Below are 16,262 nucleotides of genomic sequence, written 5' to 3'. Positions count from 1 at the left end.
GTAAGTGTGGTTGCAGTAGTCAGGAGAGCACGTAAGAGGGAACTGCCTTGTAGACGGGGATGATGCGGCTCTTGAGTCCTGTCGTGCTCAACTCTGCCAGAACATCCAAATCCACTGCGTTTTCAATCGAAAAATCGCTGATGCGTGTGCGACGCAATGCGGTCAGGCAAGCTCCGGTCCCCAGTTTTTTTCCGAGATCGTGGGCAACAGAGCGAACATAGGTTCCCTTGCTCACTGCAATCTCAAAATCGAGGTGGGGGAAGCGATTGGCCAGCATGCGAAAATCGGAGATGCGGATGAGGCGTTCCTCCCGTTCGACTTCCTTGCCCTTGCGTGCGTGTTTGTAGAGCGGCACACCCTTGACCTTTTTAGCGGAGAACATGGGAGGTTTCTGATACTGGTCTCCAATGAATGAGCGCATGTGCTCGAGCAGAATCGCCTCGTCAATGGCAGCGGGAGTGCTTTCCTGAAGCACTTCACCGTCGATGTCGTAGGAGTCGGTTTCGAGGCCGAGCTGGATGGTTCCGGTGTAAGTCTTGTCCATGCTCATCAGATACTGGGACGCCTTGGTGCCCTTGCCGACCAGGATCATCATCAATCCAGTTGCATTGGGATCAAGGGTGCCAGCATGGCCCACTTTTTTCATCTTCAAGGTGCGGCGCACCCGGTCGACTACATCGTGGGATGTGATGCCCGAGGGTTTGTCGATCAGCAGGATGCCGTTGAATTCGTGTTCGGTTTGCATGAAATTCGGAAGGATGGATTCAAGCGTCTGGGGCTTCGGAAAGGTCAAGCGTCGCCAGGTGTTCCCTCACCATCTGAACAAAGGTACTGTCAAAGGTATCAAAGGCATCGGGCATGTGAAACCCTGCAGCGCAGGCGTGACCGCCTCCGTTGAGGCGTGCCGCGAGTTGGTCGACCTTGTAGGCAGCGGACTTTGAGCGCAGACTGCCTTTGACGGAACCATCCTTTTGCTGTTCGAGCAGAGCGGCGATTTTGACCGAATCGATGTTGCGCGCGTAGTCGATAAAGCCTTCGGTATCTTCCCGTTGGGTACCCGTCTGTGCAAACATGGCCTGGGAGATTTTACCAAACATGAGACGCCCGCCTTCGTGCGACTGAAGGGTTTGCAGAAAGTGCTGCAGCAGGCGAAGCCGGCCCTCGCGTTCGCGTTCGTAGAGGGCGTGGGCGGCTGCGTTGGCGTTGGCACCTGCCTGGACCAGTGCTGCTGCAAAGCGAAAAACGCGTTCGGTCGTGCCCGCATAGCGGAATTGACCCGTATCCGTGGCAATGCCCACATAGAGTGCCTGCGCGGTGATCGCGTCGATGGGCAGCTGCAGGTCAAGCGCAATGCCCGTGAGGATCTCTGCGGTGGCAGAGGCGTGTGGGTCGATGCAGTTTTCGGTGGCAAATCCGGTATTGGAGACGTGATGGTCCACGCAGAAGTCCACGGTTGGGAAGCGATCCATGAATGCGGGACCGATGCGGTTGTGAGCGGAGCAGTCGACGGCGATTCGGAAACTCTCTCGAAGATCCTGGGTGTCATCTGCCCCCAGAAAGGGAGTATCGGCGACGAAGGTTTGCAGATTGGCAGGCACTGCATGCTGGTTCACGGCAACGGCATTCACACCTTGACTGCGCAACAGTCGACACAGTGCCACTTGCGAGCCAATGCAGTCACCATCCGGGCGAATGTGACCCAGAACTGCCACCGATTGACCCTTGAGCTGGGGAATCAGTCGGGCAACCGCATTCGAATACTGTGCGTAGTGGAGGTCATTCATGGTCGCTGGGATCCGCAGGATCTTCATCGACTTCCACTTCGTCCATGTACTGCAGCAGCGCAGTGCCTCGTGCGAGCGAATCGTCGTAGTGGTAGGTGAGATCCGGAGTGTATTTCAGGATAACCGCGTTGCCCATGAGGAACTTGATGCGACCAGCAAAGCGTTTGAAAAACTTGCGGGCTTCCTTGATTTGCTCGGGTCCACCCAGCACGGAATAATAGACACGCCCGGCCCGCAGGTCGGGGGCGATATCGACCTCAGTGATGGTGATGCCGACGGACTCCACCTGGAACTCGGTGTGGATGATGTGACTGATCTCGCGGTGAACCAGCGAGTTGACCCTAACCATTCGATTGGACATGACGAAAGCCTTCCGTTGCGCTTTGACTCAGCGGTGTAGTGCCGGGTGAAGCTCCTGTTTTCGGTAGGACCAAACCTGCGCTGCTCAGAGCGAAGGTTTGATCTTTTCAATATCGTAGCACTCGATCTTGTCTCCCTCCTGGTAGCCATCAAAGTCGAGCAGGCGAATACCACATTCAAATCCGGTGCGAACCTCGGCAACATCGTCCTTGAAACGGCGCAAGGTATCGATCTTGCGTTCGTAGACGACTTCACCATCCCGCATCAGGCGTGCATGCTTGTCGCGCATGATTTTGCCATCAAGCACCATGCAGCCCGCGACAACACCCCGTCCGACAGAGAAGGTTGCGCGAACTTCTGCCGTGCCGACGTGGATCTGTTTGATCTCAGGATCGAGCAGATCCGCCATGAGGTCGGTGGTCGTGTCGATGAGTTCGTAGATGATGCTGCTCTGGTAGATCTCGACCTCTTCGTGCTTGGCCTGGCTGCGCACACCATTCTCGAGGCCCACGTTGAATGCGAGCAGAGTCGCCCCTGCGGTGCTTGCACGTGTCACATCATTTTTCGTGATGGGTCCGATTTCGGCGGAGATGATCTTCAGGGAAACCTTGTCGCTCTTGATCTGTCCGAGGCTGGAGCGAATGGCTTCCACCGAACCGCCCACGTCTGCTTTGACGATGACGGAGAGCACCTTCTTCTGGGTTTCGTTGATAGCGGCAAAAAGTGCGTCAAGCCCCGTCTCACCAGAGTTTTTCGCTGATGCGGCAGCTTCTGCCGCAAGTTCAGACTCTGTTTTTTTCTGGGCAATGAGATTCTCTTCAGCAATGCGCTTGGCCTCGCGATCATTTTTGACCTTTTCGAAGCGTTCACCACAGCGTGGGGTTTCCGACCAGCCGATGATTTTCACCGGTGTGGAGGGTGGGGCGACCTTCACGTTCTTGCCATATTCATCAAGCAGGGCACGGGCCTTGCAATAGGCAGTGCCACACACCAAAGAGTCTCCGGGTTTGAGTGTTCCGCGATCCACAATGACAGTTGCCGTGGGTCCACGGCCCTGTTCCATCTGAGATTCAACGATCACGCCCTCTGCATTGGCCTTGGGGTTGGCCTTGAGTTCCTCGACTTCGGATTGAAGCAGGATCATCTCCAACAGCTGGTCGATGTTTTCTCCTTTCAACGCGGAGACGCCGACACAGATGGTCTCGCCTCCCCAGTCTTCAGGGGCGATGCCGCGTTCCTGCATCTGCTGCTTCACTCGGTCAATGTTGGCACCCTTTGCGTCGATTTTGTTGATCGCGACCATGATGGATGCCTGCGAGCGTTTTGCAAATTTGAGTGCTTCGTCGGTTTGCGGCATGAAACCGTCATCCGCTGCCACCACGATGATGACAATGTCGGTGACGTTGGCACCGCGTTCGCGGATGCCGGAAAATGCGGCGTGGCCCGGAGTATCGAGAAAAGTGATCTTCTTGCCGGAGTGTTCGATCTGGTAGGCCGCAACATGCTGAGTGATTCCTCCGTGTTCGCCACTGACGACATCTGCCTTGCGAATCGCATCGAGCAGTGTGGTTTTGCCATGGTCGACGTGTCCCATGATGCACACGACGGGCGGGCGTTCCTCAAGAGAGGCCGGATCATCCTTAACCTTCTGCGGCTTCTTTTGCAGGTTGCGGGATTCCTTGGTGACGGTTCCCTCGCCGCGATGGCGCACATCGAGTTCAAATCCATGTAAGTCCGCAAGTTTCGCGGCAACTTCTTCCTCGATGGTTTGATTCATCGAGGAGAAAATCCCCATCTCCATCAGTTCTGAGATCAGACGGAAAGGTTTCATGCCCAGACGGGCGGCAAAGTCCTTGACCACAATGGGAGGCTTGATCTGCAGCTTACGCTTTTCTCCCTTGCCTTCGCTGGCTTCCCGATTTGCGGGAGCCTTGGTTTCTGCGGGACGTGCAGCGGGTGCTGAAGTCGGGCGAGGTGCCGCGCCGGCAACGCTGGGTGCTGCCTTGGGTGCTGCTGCGGATGGTGCAGGAGCAGGTGTCGGTGCAGGAGTGGGCGCTGGTGTTTTCGTAGCAATGGGTGCAGCGGGTGCCGGTGCTTTTGCGGCAGGTGCCGGTGCACTACTACTGCCTGTGGGCGCTGGCGCCGGGCGAACGCCCGGGTTGGGAGCCGACACAGGTGCTTTGGCAGCAGGTGCGGGCGTGGGTGCCGCCTTAGGAGCGGGTGCCGATTTGGGTGTTGGCGGGACAGGTGCTGCCCGTCCAGGTTGAGGCGGAGTAACCGGCGCAGCGGTACGGGCGGGTGCAGAAGCTTTGGGAGCGGGGGTGACAGGCGCGCGCTTGGCTGCTTCACGTTCCTTGTGCTCCTTTTCCACCTGTGCGGCGGACTTCACAAATACCCCTGGCGGCAGAGTGGGTTTGGCCGGTGCGGCTTCTTCGGTGTTTGCCTCATTTTCCTGGGCCGATGCCTCTTCGGCGCTTGCGGCATATTCTTCCACAATGGCACCAGCAGTGATGTTATCAACCGAAGCGGAAACGCTCTTGGCCTCGATGTTGTACTTCTTGAGGATTTCCAAGGTTTCCTTGTTGTCTCTGCCGATTTTTTTTGCCAGCTCGTGGACGCGAATACTCATATATGAAAGGTGCTTTGGGTGCTTTTTGCTCTAGGTGTTTGGGCTAATCTGTTGGTTCTTTATTGAAGTTTCAACAGGAAAGTCGAGGCTCAGGCCGCGGATCCGTTGTTGAAGGCTTTGACTTTTTCGAGAATGCGTGCGGCTTCGTCTTCGGTGAATCCGGAATCCACCAAGTCCCCGGCATTGACCCCCTCGAAGGCGGCAGGAGAGTTGATTCCGATTTCGACCAGACGCATGGCAAGTTCTTCTTCGATTCCCGGGATCTGGTTGATTCCGGAAATTGCCTTTTGCTTCAATTCTTCAAATCCGAGGTCGCGCTTTTCTTCCTTGCCGATATCCAGTTTCCATCCAATCAGGCGTGAAGTCAGCTTGGCGTTGAGTCCACGGCGTCCGATGGTCACGGACAGGTCTCCTTCGGTGACTTCAAAGTAGATTCGCCGTTTGTCCTCATCGACTTCCATGTTTCGCGGGATGGCCGGCTTGAGGGCTTCTTCCAGCATGCGTCGCGGATCGGCATAGTAGCGGATGATATCGATTTTTTCTCCGTTGAGTTCGCGCACAACGCTTTTGACACGTGCTCCGCGTGCGCCGACACAGGCACCGACCGGATCCACTTTGGGATCCTTGCTATCCACCGAAATCTTGGTGCGGTAGCCGGGTTCGCGAGCGATGCCTTCGATCGTGACGGTACCGTCGGCGATTTCCGTGACCTCGAGGTCGAGCAGGCAGCGAATGAAACGAACGGAAGAACGACTGAGGATGAGTTCCGGGCCGCGATTGGTGTTTTCAATGCGCAGCAACAGGCAGCGAATGCGCTCGCCGGGTGCATAGTCTTCACCGGGAATGCGCTCGCGGTAGGGCAGCAATGCCTCCGCCTTGCCGAGATCAATGATCAGATTGTCCCGGTCCTTGCGACGCACGATTCCGGAAACAATGTTGCCAACCTGGTCTTTGTAGTCGTCAAAAATCTTTTCCTTTTCGAACTGGCGGATGCGCTGAACGATCGCCTGACGCGCCGTTTGTGCGGCAATGCGTCCCAGGTATGCGGGGTCGAGCGGTTTTTCAATGGTGTCCCCAATCTCGGCTGAAGCGTTGATTTCACGTGCCTTGCTGATGTGGATTTCACGTTCGGAGTCACTGACGGAGTCTACCACGTCGAGCAGGGACCATGCGCTGAGTGCCCCGGTGCGGGCGTTGATCTCCACACGAAGTTCCTGACCAGCGTGCAGACCCTTTTGAGCAGCGTTTTTGATGGCTGCGGTAATCGCGGAAATCATGTCATTCCGATCGATCCCTTTCTCCTTTTCCATGTATTCAAGGACTGATAAAATTTCGCTACTCATATTGCTTCAGAAATAAAAAAAAGCGGGCGCGAACCCACTTTCCGTGTTTAGAAAGATTTGTGAAAAACAAGAAAGTAATTGCGCCTCGAGGTGTTGTCAAGATCGCATTCCAAAGCGGAATGCAGCGCAGTGCAGTTGAGCTGCCAATGGGGCTTGCGACGTTTTCCTCACCCGATCTCCCGTCTTCCCGGCTCGGTGTCGAGCATCGAATGTGAGGCGTTCTGCCGATCGCTTCAATTGCATACTGCCATGGTTCCACTATTCTGTTGAAAGCACAGCTGGTTGCTTGCGTTTGTGGGTCGCTTCGTCGTAGCGTGCGCATCCCGGACTCTTTCCACCTGCAGCTGCCGGGCGCAGGCGGGTTCGATCACAATACTATCCTCAAATCCAAACTACTTTATGAGCAAAAAGATTCGATGGGGCATCATGAGTACTGCCCAAATTGGAGAAAATCGCCTGATTCCTGCGATTCGCAAATCAGCAACTGGCGAAGTGGTGGCGGTCGCGAGCCGTGATTTGGCAAAGGCGACTGAGTTCGCCCGAAAGCTGGACATTCCCCAGGCGTTTGGCAGTTATGAAGCGTTGCTTGCGTGTCCGGATGTGGATGCCATCTATTGTCCACTGCCCACAGGCATGCACAAGGAGTGGTGCCTGAAAAGTGCGGCGGCTGGAAAACCGATGCTGTGTGAAAAGCCGCTTTGCGTGAACCGGGAGGATGCTGAGACTGTGTTTCGGGCGTTTGACGCAGCAGGACTTCTGATTTCCGAGGCCTATATGTATCTGTTTCATCCTCGCAATCAGCGGGTGCGGGAACTGGTGCAGAGCGGAGCGATTGGGCAGCTGCGCAGCATCGAAGCAACCTTTCATGTGGCGTTGCCGCGCTCTGATATTCGCTATCGTCCCGAACTGGGAGGCGGTGCTGTGCTCGACCTGGGGTGTTATTGTGTGGGAATCGCACGACTCATTGCCGGATGCGAGCCAACGCAGGTCAAGGCATTGGCTCACATCGGGTCGGAATCCGGGGTGGATGAAACCTTTGTGGGATGCCTCGAGTTTCCGGAGCAGGTGTTTGCGACGTTTGCCTGCAGCATGACAACGGCGTTTGATTGTCGGTACACGGTCTATGGGACCGACGGCATGCTGCGCATTGGGCGAGGGGGCATGATTGCCTGGCCGGGTGAGTCATTCGAGATTGAAATCATCAAAGGTGATGAGCGTGAGGTGGTCGTTATTGAGGATTGTGACCACTACGCATTGCTGGTTGAGGCCTTCAATCAAGCAATGCTCAAGGGCGAAAAACAAGTGGTTCCCCATGCGGAAAGCCTGGCCAATCTGGATGTGCTCGACCGGTTGCGCGCCTCTCTTTGACTTTGCGGGATTTCAGCATTGTTTCCCTGCAATTATGAAATCCTTTTCAACAACATCGATTCTTTCGGTGCGTCATTGCACCCGGTGGGCCGCCGTCGCGCTCGGTTCGTGTATGCTGCTCTTGTCGTCGCATGCCCAGCAGGGTCGACCCGGCGCGGAGTCCGCTTCAACGGTGGACTGGTCCGGGCAGTATGGGGGTGGGGTCATGGTGAAGCCGAAATACGAAGGCAGCGCAAGCTACGACGTTTGGCCCATTCCCTACTTTGATCTCAAGTACAAGGAGTCATTCTACCTCAGTCCCTATCGGGGGATTGGTTATGAGTCTGAAACCGAGGGTGGCTTGCGGTATGGCGTGGGCATCGGCTTTGATTTTGGTAGGGATGAGGAAGACGGTGACCGGCTCACGGGCATGGGTGACGTCGATTTCAGTGGTCTGCTGCGATTGGGAGTTGAGTTTGATGTCGGAGCTGCAACGGTGGGGTTGGATCTGCGGCAGGCCGTAACAGGTGAGCACAGTGGCTATGAATTACAGGCCTCCCTGGGGAAATCCCATTTCATTCGGCAGTGGAAGACCCTGGTCCGGGTATCGCTCAATGCGACCTACGGAAGTGAAGACTACCTGCAGACTTATTTCGGAGTCACACCCGAACAGTCGCTTCGCTCCGGAAATCCAGTGTATGAGCTGGATTCGGGAATGCGGGAAGTGGGTGTGTCGACCTTGATCGTGCACTCCTTGTCGAAGGATTGGTCGATCTTGTTTCTTGCCAATTATGGGAAATTCATTGCAGATGTTGCGGACAGTCCCCTCATGGAAGCGGATGATCGTTTTTTCGGAGGTGCCTTTGTTGTGAGACGTTTTTAGGGGGCATTCCGGACGAGTCGCCTCTTTCAGTTGGGTATTTCAAAATCGCCATGGTGTTTTTGACATGGTGGATTCATTGCACTCTCCATGAAAAGTCTGCGCAGATTACTCACCGCGATGTTGGCACCGCAGTTGGCGTCGCTCATCGGAGCATCGGTAACGCTCTCCGGTGATGGGAGTTGGTACGCAACACTCGAGAAACCGATCTTCAATCCACCTTCATGGGTGTTTGGTCCGGTTTGGACCGTGCTCTATGTGTTCATGGGGGTGGCATCGTATCTGGTCTGGCGAAATTCCACTTCACCCTGGTACAGCCGAACGATGACTTGGTACTGGATGCAGCTCACGCTCAACGCAATGTGGTCACCCGCGTTTTTTGGACTCCAGTCTCCGTTGCTGGGTCTGATCGTGATTGTGCCGCTCTGTGTGCTGGTCGGAATCTGTGTCTATGCGTTCTGGCTGCGTTCGACGATCGCTTCACTGCTGATGTTACCGTATGGGTTGTGGCTTTGTTATGCCACCGTGCTCAATGCTTCCATCTTCTGGCTCAATCGCTAGTCTCTATCGCCTTTGCCATGAAAAGCGCATGACCTGCTGCTGGATCGAGGGCGTAGGGCTGAAAGCCAAAACGTGCATAGGTGTGTCGTGCAACCGGATTTCCCTCGAGCACTTCAAGTGTGAGTTTGCAACACTGACGTCGCTTTGCCTCTGATTCGATGGCTGCCAGGAGATGATGGGCGAGGCCTCGACCCCGAAAATCGGGCAGGATCACAAAGTCGTGAATGTTGACCAGCTTCTGGCAGGCAAAGGTTGAGAACCCTTCGAAACAGTTGGCAAGTCCGGCCAGAACGCCGTCGACATGGAGCAGCAGGCTGAAGGCGTGGGGAAGGGCCGCGAGGGAGGGTGCAAGGTGTTGCCTCACTTGTTCGCTCAGGGGACTTCCGCCTCCCATGGGGTCGAGTGCATACTGTTCCAAGGCCTGCAGCAGCTGATCAGCGTGCTGTGGGTTGTGGTAGTCTACCGGGGTGATGGTGATGGGATCTGGCATGGTGAAAAAACGGGGTGCTGATTGCATGTTCGGGTTCGCCGGAATTCTGAACCTGCGTGCAAATCAGGAAAACATGCGAAAATTCGTGAGTCGGTTGAACTGGGTAAAGGTGGCATAGTTCTGATGCGGAAGCATTGCCAGAAATGCCTTGCCGTAGGACTTTCTGAGGACGCGCGAGTCGAGAAGGGTGAGCACGCCCTGATCGCTTTGATTGCGAATCAATCGCCCGATGCCTTGGCGGAACTTGATTTGGGCAGCAGGCAGTGTGATCGCTGCAAAGGGATGTTCCCCACGTTCGATGCAGGCTTCGCTTCGTGCGGCAATCACCGGGTCGGACGGATTTTCAAATGGCAGTCTCACGATGATGACCTGAGAGAGCGCAGGACCCGGGATGTCGACTCCGGTCCAGAAGCTGTCCGTCCCAAAGAGTACGGCGTTGCCCTCCTTCTTCATGGCATTGACGAGTTGGCTGCGCGAAAGCCCTTCTCCCTGGACATAGAGGCGACGTCCCTGCTTTTGGATGTCGGGTGCAATGGTGTTGGCCACCAGATTCATCTCCTTGTAGCTGGTGAACAGTGCCAGCGTGCCCCCCTTCACGCGGGAGGTGCAGAATGCAATCGTATCGACCAGAAATTTTTGTTCCATCGTCCGGTGCTCTGGATTGAGCGGCGGGCAGTCCGAGGCGATGTTGATGCGCATCTGGCGGGCATAATCGAAGGGTGAGGTGACGGCGTGATGGTCAGTTCCACTTGCGCCGCAGCGGGAGGCAAAGCGCTCCATGCCCTCTGCATCCTGAAGGGTGGCACTGGTGAAGGTGCAGCTCACTCCCCGGCGCAGCAGATTATCGCGAAGGTAGGGCGCTACATCAATGGGTGCGGACCGAAGGCTCGTATTGTTTCGTTTCTTACCAGTGGTTTCGATCCAGTAAACCTGATCGGGTTCGGACAGAGCGATGGCAGAGCCGATGGATTCTTTGTAGCTCAACACCCTGCGCCGATAGTCCATGATCTCCTTTTCCGCCTGCTCGTCAGTTTCTTTCTGGGCAATGCCGCCGAGCATCTCTGCGATGTGTTGCAGCGGCCCGCTCAACAGATCTTCCGTCCAGAGTGGTTTTTGAAGCCTTACCACCGGGCGCTTATGAAGGAGTTGGTATCGAATGTGGTTGAAGAATTCGACACAGGCGTTTTCCGCCTCAAATACCGCAGCAAAATGGGCTTCGTTTGGATATTTTTTGAGCAACCCCTTGCCGCTTTTGGAATTGAACAGCTGGTGGAGCAGGCGCATCAGCCCCACGTTGCTGAGTGAGAGTCCGAAGTGGTCGGTTGCGATATCGGGCACGGTGTGGGCTTCGTCGAGCACGAGAAAATCATCGGCCCGCAGGACACCCCTGGTATCGCCACTGGGAGACATGCCCGCAGCGAGCAGGGCAAAGAGCAGCGCATGGTTTACGATGAGCACATCCGCCTCTTCCATTTGTTTACGCGCCTTTTGGTAGTGGCATGTCTCATGGTTGCAGTTGCGGCGATTGCACTGGCTCGAGTCTGCATTGACCCAGTCCCATACCTCGGGTTTTGGCTGAGGTTGCAGTTCCTGAACCAATCCGGTACGGGTGTGCTCCGCCCAGGCTGCGATGCGTGCAAGTTCAGCCGAATCCTGGGGCTGCAGCAGGCTCTCCTGGTCGCGGATGGCGCGCGAGAGGCGTCCCGGGCAGAGGTAATGGCTCTTTCCGATGAGCAGACTCGCCTTAAAATTCGCAAGGTGGCTGAGTTCGGGTGTCTTGCGAAAGAGTGTGCGACAGGTTTCGAGGTCCTTCTCAAGGATTTGTTCCTGCAGGGAAATGGTGTGGGAGGATACGACCAGTTGACGCTGGTTGTGCACGGCGTAAGCAATACCGGGAATGAGATACGCCAGGCTCTTGCCAACTCCGGTTCCCGCCTCAAAGAGCAGGGAACTGTCGGAACCCATGGCTTGGGCGACACGAACCGCCATCTCTGTTTGCTGGGGGCGAAACTCCATCTGCAACTGCTGCTGTAGCCACCCGCCCTGTTCAAAGGTGGATTCCACAAGCTTCAGGAGTCGAAGGGCCGGATGATTTCCGGAGCTGTCGGCAAATCCAATCAAGATGGAAAATCACGGAGGTTCAACAGGAGTGCATCGCCGGCCCTAGGGCTGCGCAGGCGGAGGCGGTGTTGCCTTTGATTGGGGTTGGGGCGACTTCGGCTCAGGCAGGGTGGTTTTGTCGGACGCTTTGGCACGATACTTTCCGAGATTTGTTTCGATGGACTCCGTGACTTCTTTCAGGTTGAGGATTTGCTGAAACAGTTCCGGACGACGTACTACACCGAGGTAACGTTCGCATTTTTCGGCGACGCTCCGGTTATTGCTGAGCAACATTTCAATTGCCGGACGGATGTGATCTTCCTTGAAATAGCGGGTTTCGGTAAACACATCAACCAGGGTTGCATGCTGTTGCAGCAACATGCTGGTGGAAGTGTAGAGCAGCTCCGCAGAGGCACGAATGTCAGCCGCAGCGAAGATCTCAACCTCAAGGTGCAGGGTCGGGGTGATGCCATCGACCTTGCGTGGAATTTCAAAGAGTTGCTGCCCCCGGTCCAGTAGAAAGCGGAAGTCCTGATGATAGGTGAAAATGGCGTCCTCCTGTGCGGCGCAGATGGATGCCAGCAGAGCCAGACACGGTGTCAGGGGTCTGAAGATCCAGGCATATTTGCGATTGAGTGACATGGGAATTGAGAGGCATCATCATTCCCAAACGGGAAAGTGAAGTTCGAGCAAAATCGGATTTTTCCACAATGACAACCCCTGAACGCAGTGGTTAAGCCGAATTGCGAAATTTACACATTTTCCTGAAATATGGGCTTGATTTTGAATCTGCTTCGAACACTATCCAGTTTTTCGTTTACGAACGGATGGGCGCCTAGCTCAGTTGGTTAGAGCACCTCGTTTACACCGAGGGGGTCACAGGTTCGAATCCTGTGGCGCCCACCATCCTTTCGACGATGTTCAAACCTTCGCGCCGCAGCGGAGGTTTTTTTGTGCCCGGATCGCCCACAAGCCCAGGGTTTGAACCGTGGTTCGTTCACCTTCTGTTTTCAATCCTTGGAGATACTCCGTGACCTCTGGAATCAGAGGGAAATCAATCTGAAAAGCCCTTCAGTTAGCGAAGTTGACTGTCGTGATCATGGTTTTATTCGGTTAGTTTGAACCATTGTGACTTGCTGACGGCATTTCGGATGCGTGCCCGAACAGAGGCATTTTCACGGGTTAACGCAAGATTCAATCGTTCAGTGATTAAAGGGCGTAGTTGGGGGTTCTCCGCAGCGGCGATGTATAGGGCGTTGTAGGCCCAGGCGCGCACAAATGGCCGCTTATGTTCCGTTAGTTTCGTAAGTACGGGTAAAATCTCCGATGCTTCATCTGACTCGATTTTCAAGAAAGGAAACAACTGAAGAAAATGCAGTGCGATTTGCCAGTTTGTGTCCCATGAAAGGATCTCAAAAATCCTCTTTTTTGCTTCTTTTCCGATCAGTGCATGGATCTCTGTGGCATATAAAATAATCCATGAAGCACCAATCTGAAAATGGACGTCCTCGTTCTCGATAAAGGACAACAAGGTGTCAAGACTCTCCAAGCTGAATTCCGAATGTTCTGCCACTGCCTGAAGAGGCATGACCGTTTTTCCGTCGAAGCTCTCAAGCACAGATCGTAGATAATCAGGTTCAGCGATCATTTTCTACCAATATTGTGGCTATGGCGTGGCGCGAAGCAATGTTGCCAGTACCTTGGGTTGAACTAAGCCGCAGGGTGGCGGTTGTGGTGACTGTTCAGAGAGTTTTGGGGTTCGAGGTTTTCGGTGAGTGTTGCAGGCTGGCCTGTATGAAAGGAGCATTTGAAAAACTTTCGTTATCACCTCCGCTGCCGCTCAGGGGGTGATTCTCATTTCTTTGGCAAGTCTGGCTAATTGTTTATCAGTGTCCAAAGCGGGATGTTTGAAATCAGCGATGAGCAAAGAATGTGGGTATCGAAATACCCGACACCTTTCCCCTAAATTTTGTTCGTTTCGATGAAGTGGATGACTTCCTGGTGCGTGGCTTCACCGATCAAAGGTAGATTCTGCAAGAGTGATAAAAACAGTTTTCGGTTGGAGATATTTCCCACCTGTAACTCTCCCACAACCAGTGGGTGGGTTGCAACTTCTCCTTCTTCCAGTAGTTCTTGAAGAAATCCATTGCCTGATCTGAGAAAATCAATCCAGACGGAGGTATCCACCAAGATCATGCTTACCTCCTGGGAATCGGCTTAATTTTGGGTGGTGTTCCCCCGGAATTTTCTGAAGGCAGTCATCTCCTCTTATCATGCCATTTATGGCTTAAACCACTGAATTCTAACGTCGGCTGGTGAATGCCAACCTACAAGTCCTATGGCACACATATCGCTGTTACACTGGTTCTGGTTCAAAAACGTAGGGTCTTCGCTAGCCGGAGACCTCAGTTACCTCACAAGATGTGGCATCGCGGTGAACGCGAGTCCTACGGAAACGTGATTGATGATCAGTGCTTTTAACAAGAATTCGTATCAGACCCAACCCAACACTTTACTCGTCGAACCTTCTCTCATGGCGATTTCCCTATCTTGCGTAGGGCTCCCGCTCGCCGGGAGCCGCCGCTCGAACCCGCACGCCCTCCAAAAGCATCTGGTCCCCGTAGCGGAATTTGGAAAAATTTCGACTCCTGGACACTCGAATACCTCAACGGTTCCACCTTTCCCAGCAACAGTTTCAAAAATCACCCACAAAAACCTGCTGCGCGCAGCGCATCCTGTTGGGCTGGCACCGCCAGTCCATCCAGTGAAGCTCAGCTGAACGATGTTCCATCCTCAGCAGCGCGTCAGCCTTGCCAGGCAAGACCGATATTGAAAGCACCATACCCAGACATTTACTAACCACAAGGTGTCAACTTTTGATCAGGACGAGAGACCCATAACCTATCGCCTATAACCTATAACCACCCAAGCTAACACCGTTCGTCCTACGGACTCTCTTGATCCGGCTTCGCCGGAGCAGGATACACGTCGTCTCTCCGTGTAGCAGGTTCAAAAAGAATCTCTTTTCTTCCGTAGCGGAATTTGGAAAAATTTCGACCCCTGGACACTCGAAAACCTCATCGGTTCCACCTTTTTCAGCAACCGGTTCAAGAACACCCCAGAATATTCCGCAGTGAAAACTGTAAAAAGATCGATCCCTGAACACTCGAAACTCCGCTCGTTCGACATTTTCCTGATCCATCCCCATCCCAACGCGACTGTAAAACGGATTTCTCAGGTGAAGACATAGGAAGGAGGGAGGACGCATAACACCGAAAGGACTCCAGGTCTCGGGGTCAACCTTTTATTGCTCGCTTGTTCACCGTTTCTGCAAATCGCCGCATGGGGAGCAGGACTCAGCTTCCAAGAATCACCCAACTCGGGCGTTCGGGATCGCTCCGACCCACCCGGAAATCCGTCCTGAATCTGGGTAAATTCACTCCGATTCCAGGGTTTCCTCATCGGTGTTATGCGTCATTCCGCTTGGTTGCACGGTTCAAAAGACGGATTTCCAGGAACATGCAAAGCGCTGTTTTGAGGTTTACTCTTTCGAAATCGCAACCGCCACCACCGAATCCAACGCGGCAGCCCATTTCCTAAGTAACGTTCCATCAAACACTTCGTTTTTAGTTTTACACGCTTTGAAAAACCCATCAAACTGCATCCATTGTGAGCCTCTACACCTTGACCTCTAATTTTACCTCCCTGCTATTGCGTCGTAAAAGACGCATATAAATACTGTTAGCCAAAAAAATTCATGCAGCACATTAAGCTCAAAACCATAAGCCTGAAAGGCCACCCAACCCTGAATGAAAAGTGGCTGCAGGACGTAATAGCTGACGATCCGTCTATCTTAGGACTTGGCGATGTTGTCGTGAAAGATAAGGAACGAATCCACCGTGGATTGGGGCGCTTAGATCTTCTTTTGCAAGACGAGGAAGGCCACGGGCGTTACGAAGTTGAAATTCAACTCGGAGCAACAGATGAGTCTCATATCATTCGGACAGTAGAATACTGGGATATAGAAAAGAGAAAATATCCACAGTATGACCATGTGGGAGTCATCATTGCGGAGGATATTACAAGCCGATTTCTGAATGTAATCAGCCTATTCAACGGGTTCATACCATTGATGGCGATTCAGGTAACAGCGATTGAGACAGCCGACGGCATTGGTCTTCAGTTCACCAAGGTTCTCGACACTGTTCGATTAGGATACTTGGACGAAGATGAAGAAACTGCCGAACCGACTGACAGAAATTACTGGGAGACGAAGCGTGGGACGAAGCAGACAGTTGCGATGGCCGATAAGGTTTGTGAAGTAGCCAAAACTTTTGCGCCTTCGGCGCAACTGAACTACAACAAGCACTACATCGGCTTTACTATAGATGGAAGGTCGATGAATTTTTCAGTTCTTCGCCCCCGGAAAAGTGCCCTGAACATAGACATCCGGCACCCACAAACCGAAGAACTAGATAAGGCACTCACAGACTCAAATTTGGACATCCTTGAATACGATAAACGATGGGGTGCCTATCGAATAAAACTTAGCAAAAAAGATGTGGATGACCACAAGGATTTGATTGCTGACCTACTTAAGAAGGCGTTCGAGCAAAGGAACACCGGCTAACAAGTAGGAATGAGAAGGCGCAAAGACAAATCGCAATGAAGCGATGAGTCCGTTAGAACGCCTTTATGAAAACATCAACCTATACAATTGGATTGGATCTCAGTGACCGCAAAGTAGCGGTATGTGTGCTCGATGGGA

14 protein-coding genes and 1 tRNA gene are annotated in these 16,262 nt (G+C 53.8%); 5 read left to right on the top strand and 10 right to left on the bottom strand.

Going from position 1 to position 16,262, the window contains the following annotated elements; translation table 11 throughout:
- Nucleotides 1–19: 19 nt before the first annotated feature.
- From truB to nusA, 5 genes are all read right to left on the bottom strand, one after another.
- Entirely contained in the window at nt 20–745 is a 726-nt protein-coding gene (gene truB / locus ABQ298_10970; protein ID MEQ9824895.1) for a tRNA pseudouridine(55) synthase TruB, read from the bottom strand.
- Between the two features lie 19 nt (nt 746–764).
- Nucleotides 765–1,784: a bifunctional oligoribonuclease/PAP phosphatase NrnA gene (locus tag ABQ298_10965; protein ID MEQ9824894.1), complete on the bottom strand. Its 1,020-nt coding sequence runs from the start codon at nt 1,782–1,784 to the stop codon at nt 765–767.
- Nucleotides 1,777–2,133, bottom strand: coding sequence for a ribosome-binding factor A (locus ABQ298_10960; GenBank protein ID MEQ9824893.1), 357 nt, complete (start codon nt 2,131–2,133; stop codon nt 1,777–1,779). Before ABQ298_10960 ends, ABQ298_10965 begins: the two co-directional genes overlap by 8 nt.
- Before the next feature lie 96 nt (nt 2,134–2,229).
- On the bottom strand, nt 2,230–4,773 hold the full coding sequence (gene infB / locus ABQ298_10955) for a translation initiation factor IF-2 (protein MEQ9824892.1): 2,544 nt from the start codon (nt 4,771–4,773) through the stop codon (nt 2,230–2,232).
- An 89-nt stretch (nt 4,774–4,862) separates the two neighbouring features.
- A complete protein-coding gene (gene nusA, locus ABQ298_10950) occupies nt 4,863–6,116 on the bottom strand; it encodes a transcription termination factor NusA (GenBank protein MEQ9824891.1) in 1,254 nt (417 codons plus the stop codon).
- A gap of 399 nt (nt 6,117–6,515) precedes the next feature.
- Here nusA and ABQ298_10945 point away from each other — a divergent pair, with 399 nt between their 5' ends.
- From ABQ298_10945 to ABQ298_10935, 3 genes are all read left to right on the top strand, one after another.
- Nucleotides 6,516–7,484, top strand: coding sequence for a Gfo/Idh/MocA family oxidoreductase (locus ABQ298_10945; GenBank protein ID MEQ9824890.1), 969 nt, complete (start codon nt 6,516–6,518; stop codon nt 7,482–7,484).
- Between the two features lie 34 nt (nt 7,485–7,518).
- Complete coding sequence (locus ABQ298_10940; protein MEQ9824889.1) at nt 7,519–8,346, top strand: MipA/OmpV family protein; 828 nt, start codon at nt 7,519–7,521, stop codon at nt 8,344–8,346.
- Between the two features lie 87 nt (nt 8,347–8,433).
- Nucleotides 8,434–8,904, top strand: coding sequence for a TspO/MBR family protein (locus ABQ298_10935; GenBank protein MEQ9824888.1), 471 nt, complete (start codon nt 8,434–8,436; stop codon nt 8,902–8,904).
- On the opposite strand, the gene ABQ298_10930 is transcribed toward ABQ298_10935, so the two are convergent.
- From ABQ298_10930 to ABQ298_10920, 3 genes are read right to left on the bottom strand one after another with little or no spacing between them, the layout of a single operon-like run.
- The gene (locus tag ABQ298_10930; protein MEQ9824887.1) at nt 8,894–9,421 is read right to left on the bottom strand and encodes a GNAT family N-acetyltransferase; all 528 of its coding nucleotides are present in this window, start codon (nt 9,419–9,421) and stop codon (nt 8,894–8,896) included. The genes ABQ298_10935 and ABQ298_10930 overlap by 11 nt on opposite strands.
- A 36-nt stretch (nt 9,422–9,457) precedes the next feature.
- Entirely contained in the window at nt 9,458–11,515 is a 2,058-nt protein-coding gene (locus ABQ298_10925) for an ATP-dependent DNA helicase (GenBank protein MEQ9824886.1), read from the bottom strand.
- A 42-nt stretch (nt 11,516–11,557) separates the two neighbouring features.
- Nucleotides 11,558–12,136 carry a hypothetical protein gene (locus tag ABQ298_10920; GenBank protein MEQ9824885.1) on the bottom strand — a complete coding sequence of 193 codons (579 nt, stop codon included), beginning with the start codon at nt 12,134–12,136 and terminating at the stop codon, nt 11,558–11,560.
- 187 nt (nt 12,137–12,323) lie between these two features.
- Between ABQ298_10920 and ABQ298_10915 the strand changes: the two genes are divergently transcribed.
- A tRNA-Val gene (locus ABQ298_10915) sits at nt 12,324–12,400 on the top strand.
- Nucleotides 12,401–12,599: 199 nt separating this feature from the next.
- Here the strand turns inward: ABQ298_10915 and ABQ298_10910 are convergent.
- Both ABQ298_10910 and ABQ298_10905 read right to left on the bottom strand, forming a co-directional pair.
- Nucleotides 12,600–13,142 (bottom strand): hypothetical protein, encoded by a 543-nt coding sequence (locus tag ABQ298_10910; GenBank protein ID MEQ9824884.1) that lies wholly within the window; start codon nt 13,140–13,142, stop codon nt 12,600–12,602.
- 314 nt (nt 13,143–13,456) lie between these two features.
- Nucleotides 13,457–13,690 carry a hypothetical protein gene (locus tag ABQ298_10905; protein MEQ9824883.1) on the bottom strand — a complete coding sequence of 78 codons (234 nt, stop codon included), beginning with the start codon at nt 13,688–13,690 and terminating at the stop codon, nt 13,457–13,459.
- A gap of 1,561 nt (nt 13,691–15,251) precedes the next feature.
- Between ABQ298_10905 and ABQ298_10900 the strand changes: the two genes are divergently transcribed.
- Complete coding sequence (locus tag ABQ298_10900) at nt 15,252–16,124, top strand: DUF5655 domain-containing protein (protein ID MEQ9824882.1); 873 nt, start codon at nt 15,252–15,254, stop codon at nt 16,122–16,124.
- Nucleotides 16,125–16,262: the final 138 nt, after the last annotated feature.

The sequence above is a fragment of the Puniceicoccaceae bacterium genome (assembly GCA_040224245.1).
Lineage (GTDB): Bacteria > Verrucomicrobiota > Verrucomicrobiia > Opitutales > JAFGAQ01 > JAKSBQ01.
The sequence above is the reverse complement of the archived record's forward strand: the minus strand, read 5'-3'. Positions and strand labels throughout refer to the sequence as shown.